Origin of the sequence: Streptomyces sp. ISL-100 (genome assembly GCF_018614615.1) — a bacterium.
GTDB lineage: Bacteria > Actinomycetota > Actinomycetes > Streptomycetales > Streptomycetaceae > Streptomyces.
The window spans coordinates 24658-31092 of sequence record NZ_JAGGOK010000105.1 but is presented as its reverse complement, the minus strand read 5'-3'; the positions used below and the strand labels follow the sequence as shown (position 1 = coordinate 31092).

At 68.5% G+C, this 6435-nt stretch carries 8 protein-coding genes; 5 read left to right on the top strand and 3 right to left on the bottom strand.

The window, feature by feature from the left end:
• Positions 1–356 precede the first annotated feature (356 nt).
• Positions 357–1541 (top strand): IS21-like element helper ATPase IstB, encoded by a 1185-nt coding sequence (gene istB, locus J7E89_RS41975; RefSeq protein ID WP_214980386.1) that lies wholly within the window; start codon positions 357–359, stop codon positions 1539–1541.
• A 52-nt stretch (positions 1542–1593) separates the two neighbouring features.
• Here istB and J7E89_RS36705 read toward each other — a convergent pair whose 3' ends face one another.
• Both J7E89_RS36705 and J7E89_RS36700 read right to left on the bottom strand, forming a co-directional pair.
• Entirely contained in the window at positions 1594–2241 is a 648-nt protein-coding gene (locus tag J7E89_RS36705) for a DUF5701 family protein (RefSeq protein ID WP_214980380.1), read from the bottom strand.
• 56 nt (positions 2242–2297) lie between these two features.
• The gene (locus tag J7E89_RS36700) at positions 2298–2456 is read right to left on the bottom strand and encodes a DUF5302 family protein (RefSeq protein ID WP_214980378.1); all 159 of its coding nucleotides are present in this window, start codon (positions 2454–2456) and stop codon (positions 2298–2300) included.
• 110 nt (positions 2457–2566) lie between these two features.
• Here J7E89_RS36700 and J7E89_RS36695 point away from each other — a divergent pair, with 110 nt between their 5' ends.
• From J7E89_RS36695 to J7E89_RS36685, 3 genes are all read left to right on the top strand, one after another.
• Entirely contained in the window at positions 2567–3202 is a 636-nt protein-coding gene (locus tag J7E89_RS36695) for a TetR/AcrR family transcriptional regulator (RefSeq protein ID WP_251061578.1), read from the top strand.
• Positions 3203–3398: 196 nt separating this feature from the next.
• The gene (locus J7E89_RS36690) at positions 3399–3746 is read left to right on the top strand and encodes a DoxX family protein (RefSeq protein ID WP_214980376.1); all 348 of its coding nucleotides are present in this window, start codon (positions 3399–3401) and stop codon (positions 3744–3746) included.
• Positions 3747–3949: 203 nt separating this feature from the next.
• Positions 3950–5398 (top strand): FG-GAP-like repeat-containing protein, encoded by a 1449-nt coding sequence (locus J7E89_RS36685; RefSeq protein ID WP_214980374.1) that lies wholly within the window; start codon positions 3950–3952, stop codon positions 5396–5398.
• A gap of 502 nt (positions 5399–5900) precedes the next feature.
• On the opposite strand, the gene J7E89_RS41485 is transcribed toward J7E89_RS36685, so the two are convergent.
• Positions 5901–6098: a hypothetical protein gene (locus tag J7E89_RS41485; protein ID WP_251061581.1), complete on the bottom strand. Its 198-nt coding sequence runs from the start codon at positions 6096–6098 to the stop codon at positions 5901–5903.
• Here J7E89_RS41485 and J7E89_RS36680 point away from each other — a divergent pair.
• On the top strand, positions 6078–6365 hold the full coding sequence (locus J7E89_RS36680) for a nuclear transport factor 2 family protein (RefSeq protein WP_308315720.1): 288 nt from the start codon (positions 6078–6080) through the stop codon (positions 6363–6365). The genes J7E89_RS41485 and J7E89_RS36680 overlap by 21 nt on opposite strands.
• Positions 6366–6435 lie beyond the last annotated feature (70 nt).

Below are 6435 nucleotides of genomic sequence, written 5' to 3'. Positions count from 1 at the left end.
AGGTGGATTTTCCGTTCAGCCGCGCGATTACTCATGCCCGCCATCATGACCGTCCCGGGCGGCACACCTCCACATGGTTTTGAACCGTCGCAGGGCCTCCGACGCCCCATCGTGTCCCCCTCGACCACCTGAAGGGTGGTCAAAGCCACGCACAGGCGGGCGTACGAGAATGAACGATTCGCCGGGTGCGGGGCCTGGCGGCCGCGCGTCGTGGCTCCCTGTGTGGGTGTTGTGCTACTGGATTCCTATTAACCCCAAAGGGTGGTGCGGATTCAGATTTTCGGTGGTGGCCCACAAGAATATGAATCTCTCTGCTGGAGGTGCCGTTGTCCCGTCCCGCCTCGTCCCCGTCGACCATGATGACGCTCGGGTGCGCGTTGTTCGCGACCCGGTGGCTCCAAGCGCCTCTGTATTTCGGCCTGGTGGCCGCGCAAGGGGTCTACGTCTACAAGTTCTTCAACGAGTTGTGGCATCTCATCGACCACGTCGTCAGCGGGCGGGCGGACGAGACCCATGTCATGCTCGCCGTCCTCAAGCTGGTCGACGTCGTGATGATCGCCAACTTGCTGATCATGGTGATCGTCGGAGGGTACGAGACCTTCGTCTCCCGGATCGGGCTCCAGGGCCACCGTGACCAGCCGGAATGGCTCTCGCACGTCAACTCCAATGTGCTGAAGGTGAAGCTGGCCACCGCCATCGTCGGGATCTCGTCGGTGCACCTGCTGCAGATGTTCGTGGACGTGCACCACACGCCCCAGCACGATCTGCTCTGGGGGACGGTGATCCATATGGCGTTCATCGCCTCGGCGGCGATCCTCGCGTACATGTCCGGCCCCATGGCTTCGCACGAGAGCAGGGCCGGCTCTGCTCACGGGCCACCCCCGGTGGAGCTGCCGCGGCAGCGGGACGGCGGCGGCGAGAAGGAGCCGGGCTCCGCGGCGCAGGAGCGTATCGAGGCGGCCGGGTTCCCCGCACGCAAAGTCCTGGAGATGTTCGACGACGCTCACCTGCGATCGCCCGACCCGCAGACTCTCGCCCGGCTGGGGAAGGTCGACTTCGTCGGCCGCAAGGGCAATGTGGTGTTCCTCGGCGCTCCGGGGACCGGCAAGACACACTTGGCCGTCGCGTTGGGCGTACGGGCGTGCCAGGCCGGTCACCGGGTGCTGTTCGCCACGGCGGCCGAGTGGGCCGCACGCCTGGGCGACGCGAAGGCCGCGGGCGGGCTGGGTAAGGAGTTGGCGCGGTTGGACGACTATCCGGTGCTGATCGTGGACGAGGTCGGTTACGTACCCCTGGAGGGTGAGGCGTCCCATCTTCTCTTTCAACTCGTCTCGCACCGCTACGAGCGGGCCTCGCTGATCGTCACCAGTGACCGGCCGTTCGGCCGCTGGGAGGAGGTGTTCGGCGATGCCGGGGTCGCCTCGGCGGCGGTCGACCGCCTCGCTCATCACGCGGAGGTGATCACGCTCGACGCCGACAGCTACCGGACGCGGGGGCTGGAGACCGCCGCCGTCGCGGGGCTGGGGGGTCCAGGCTTCTGACGGGCAGGGGCGGTATCAGCGCCCCGTCGATTGTTGCTTCGATGCGAGAACCTCAGCAGCTGCGGCTGCCGGCCGAAGCCAGGCCGAGCCAGGTGTGTGGGTTGCCCTCCCAGCACCATCCCAGCTTCGGGGCGTGCTTGCTGATCCACAAGGCCGGGACCCGGCGGTCTCCGAGGCGGCTGCCGCCGAGGGAGAAGCATTTGTTCTTGGCCAGGGACCGGGGGTGTTGGGTGATGAACGCTATGCCTTCCTCGATGGTCAGCGGGGTCCGGCCTCGCTCCGCGATCGTGGCCAGGGCGTCCAGGGGGACGACGTTGCAGAACTCCTCGCCCCGGTCGATGTCGAAGACGACGTACACCTCCCTTTCCGGGAGCGCGAGCTCCTTGAGCGAGACGAACCTTTCCAGCTCGCCCGGAGCGTAGAAGCGCTCGATGACGCCGGGGCCGCTCTTGCCGGCGAGCGTGGTCAGTGGGACCGACTCCTCGAGGGGTGCGAGCGCCCTGGTGACCACCAGCAGGAAGGGAACCCGGCCTTCGGTCGGCGGCTGCAGTGTTGCCGCCCTGGCGAGAACGGGCTTGCGCAGGGGTTCGACAAGATCACGGAACGCGGTCTCGGTCATGCCGGCGAGGGCGGGATATCCCATGTCGACCAGTGTCTTGACCTGGCGGTCGAACTCGGTGCCGGCATTGAAATCAGTCATGTGAAGCCTTCCGGGGAACGGCGGGTGCGGTAAGGGCGAAGGGGCGGGGGTGGGCGTCAGTAGGCCTGCCTGCGGGGTGCGTTGGTCGGGCGGAACTGGCCTCCGCGGGCGGAGGTGGGCGCCAGGTCGCGGACCTGGTGCTGGGCCTTGCGGCTCTGCGTGGCGTTCTTGCGGTCGAGGGCTGCGGCGAAGGTGCTCTTGAGCGAGGGATTCATGGGTGCCTTTCAGGCTGCCGACACTTCGTCAAACTTGCTACGGATGTAAACTTAGCCCGGCCGCTCTCAGTTCGTCAAGCATAGAATTGCGACGGGTGTAAGATTGCTCCATGAGTATCGAACCGATGGGGCTTCGCGAGTCCAAGAAGCAAGAGACCCGGCAGCTCATCTCCGACCATGCGACCCGGCTGTTCATCGAGAACGGCTTCGAGTCCACGACGATCGCCGAGATCGCGGCAGCCGCCCGGGTCGCCAAGAAGACGGTCACCAACTACTTCGCCCGCAAGGAGGACTTGGCCTTCGATCATCAGGACGAGTTTGTCGCGGGCCTTGCCCGTACCGTCGCCGGCCGGGGGGAGGGGCAGTCGGCGCTCACGGCGCTGCGGGCCGAGTTCCTCGACGGGGTCGCACGGCACGACCCCGTCATCGGGTTCTGCGGAGAGGCATTCGCCCGCATGATCGCGGACAGTCCCACGCTGCGCGCCCGCCTGCGCGACATGCACGACCAGCGCGAGGACGCACTGGCCACGCTCTTCGCCGCCGAGACGGGAGCTGCCCCCGACGACATCACCCCCCGGGCGGCGGCAGCCCAACTGGGCGGCGCCCACCGCATCCTGTTCCAGCACATCCTGGCGCTGACCCTCGACGGTCAGAGCAACGCACGGATCGCCGAAACGGTGACTGTCTCGGCCCACCGCGTCTTCGACTTGCTGGAGGGCTCGCTGGCCGACTACGCCGTGAAGTGAGTACGGCAGTGACGCCCTGCCGAGCAAGAGCGTGCCGGCTGACGCACCGCGCGCCGTAGCGGTGTCGGCCCGCCAGAAGAAATCTGGGCCCGTCCTGTCACACTCCCACACCGCGGCACGTCAATGCAGTGAACCACTCACCACACCCTGCCGGAGCGAGCCCGCACCGGTGTTGAATCGCTGAGGAGCACTGCTGATGTCCACCACCTACGTCGTCGTCACTGTCCTGGCCGCCGCAATGACCGGTTTCTCGGCCGCTTCGGTCTTCTTCCGCGCCAAGTGGGTCGTGGAGCCCCTGGCCGACTACAGCGTTCCCCAGTCGTGGTGGCCCTGGCTCGGGGCCGCCAAGGCCGCGGGGGCGGCAGGGCTGCTGGCCGGCCTGTTCGTACCGGTCATAGGCGTACTGGCCGGGATCGGCCTGGTGCTGTACTTCGCCGGGGCCGTCGTCACCGTGATCCGCGCGCGCTCGTACTACCACATCCCGTTCCCCCTGGTGTACGCGGCGCCGGTGGTAGGCGCCCTGGCGCTTGGGTTCACCGCCTGAGCACCCGCCGATGAGGGGACCGACCCGCAGTGCACGGGGTGCGCGGGAACGGTCCCCGTACAACCCTCGGGGAGCTCCGATGGTCATCTCTGCATCGGCCGTCATGCGTGGGCGGGGCCAAGCGTCCCAAACATGGTCGATTCGACCCATCAACTTCGGATGCCCCACCGGCATCCGGCATGCCGCAGGAGAAAAAGACACGCATGCACAAGCACCTCCGCATTTCGCTCGCCACCGCTGCCGCGGCCGCCCTCACCGGCGGCCTGCTCGTCGCCGGAGCCGGCAGCGCCTCCGCCGCGCCCTCCGGGCTGCAGGGCGACTTCAACGGTGACGGCTACCGGGACCTGGCGATAGCCGCGCCCATCGCCAAGGTCGACGGCAAGGCCAACGCCGGGTACGTCGCCGTCGTCTACGGCACCAGCAACGGCCTCGACAAGTCGAAGCGCACCCTCATTAGCCAGGCCACCCCCGGGATCCCCGGCGTTCCGGAAACGGGCGACAACTTCGGCGACCGCATCACCGCCGGTGACCTCGACGGCGACGGCTACACCGACCTCGTGGTCGGCGTGCACGCCGAGCGGATCGGCAGCACCGACGACTCGAGCGTCCTCACCGTCGTATGGGGCGGTGCGGCCGGCCTCACCTCCGGAACTGACATCTCGTCGCCGCTGCCCGAGTACCGGCACGAACTGGGCTGGGACGTCGCCGCCGGTGACTTCGACGGCGACGGCAAGACCGACCTCGCCGCCGTCAACATCGCCGGTCCCGGGCTGAACGTCTTCAAGGGGCCCATCACACGCACCGGCCAGGCAGCGGCCCTGACCGGCATCGACACGTACGACCAGACCGGTATCGGCACGGACCGGCTCGTCGCAGGGAACGTCACCGGCGACGGCGCCGCCGACCTGCTGGTGATGGGCCAGCAGGAGAGCGGCGACGGGTACATCACCCGCAGCGTCCTCTACAAGGGCGGGGCCACCGGCCTCAAGGCGTCCGGCAAGCTCGCGGGCGGCTACGCGGCCGCCATCGCCGACGTCAACAAGGACGGCTTCGGCGACATCGTCACGGGCAACTTCATGGAGAAGTCCACCGACGAGCCGAACGGCGGCCTCGGCGGCGCGCTCACCGTGACCTACGGCAGCGCCACCGGCCTGTCCACCCGTACCCCGGTCCGTATCACTCAGGACACCGCCGGAGTCCCCGGCGCGGCCGAGAAGGGCGACCGCTTCGGCTGGAGCTTGTCCGCGGGTGACACCAACGGCGACGGCTACGCCGATGTCGCTGTCGGCGCGTCGTCCGAGGCGCTGGGGGGCAAGACGGCGGCCGGCACGGTCACCGTCTTGCGCGGCTCCGCCACGGGCCTGACGGGCACCGGCTCCAAGAGCTTCTCGCAGGACACGGCGGGGGTTCCCGGCGCCGCTGAATCGGGCGACCAGTTCGGCGGCTCCGTACACCTCACGGACAGCAACGCCGACGGCCGCGCCGAACTGACCGCCGGTGCCTTCGCGGAGAACAACGGCGCGGGTTCGGTCTGGCTCTTCAAGGCGGCTGCTCAGAGCGGTATCACCGCCACTGGCTCGACAAGCTTTGGCTCGACCTCCCTGGGCGGCCCCTCTGGTCTCACGTACTTCGGCGACCGCTTCGCCAACTGAGCCGGCACGCCTCGCGACGAACAGCACGCCCCGCCGTCGGGTGCGTGCTGTTGGTCGCTATGGCGTTGTCGGCCGGCTGTGAGCGGCCGCAGATGGTGTTGTGTGCGCTGCTCAGCAGCAGCCAACGAAGTCCTGAACGACGGGGTTTGTGTCGTCGGTGGATGCCAGGCAACGCTGACCTTGTGTGGGCCGGCGCCGCTGACGGCCGGTAGATGACGCCGGCGCGCGTAGCCAGAATCTCGGCGAGCAGGAGGCTGGCGTCCCGCAGCTGGTCGGGGCCACGAAGACGTACCTGCGGCCCGAGGACGATCTGGCGGCGAAGGCCCCGACGCTGCTGGCCCGCGGGCTGGATCACCGAGACCGGCGACGCGGCCCGCGCGGAGCTCAAGCCCACGCGCCCGGCATGAGGTGGCCCGCAATGCGCATGCGCATCCGACGCTGGCCAGTACACCAGTCACGGTCTGATGTGGAGCATGACCAGCTCCTGCCTTCGGTGGTCGCGTCAGGTCGCGCTGTCGTGCTGGTGCCCAGTAGCGAGGATCTGCTCGGCAATTTGGCGGGCGGCTGAGGCGGGATGCGTCTCGGGGCGGGTCGCCCCGGCTGCCAGTGTGCCGTCGATGAGCAGGAGGAGTTGGTTGGCCGCGTGCGCCGGCTGCGGATGCCCGAGCGCGAGGAGCTCGTGTTCGAGGAGCCGGTGCACGCGTTCGCGGTACGCGCGGGTGATGGCGTGCCCCGGGTGGTAGGGGACGGCCAGGGCAAGGTCGGCGGCCAGTTCGAGCCCGAAGACGTCGTCGTCGCCGGCGAGCGGGCGACGATCCGCTGGCGGTACCGCTTCGGCGACGGACCCGCCGACTCGGTCCGCGGCGTAAACCTCATGTGCGTACGAGACGGCCTGATCGTCGAGGCCCTCGGCTACAGCAAGACCACGGGAGACGTGCCGCTGGCCGTCGACGGACTCGACGGCTGAGCCTGCTACTGAAGGACACGTTCACGGCGTGCTTGCCGACGACGATCACACAGTCGCGCCCGGCGTCACG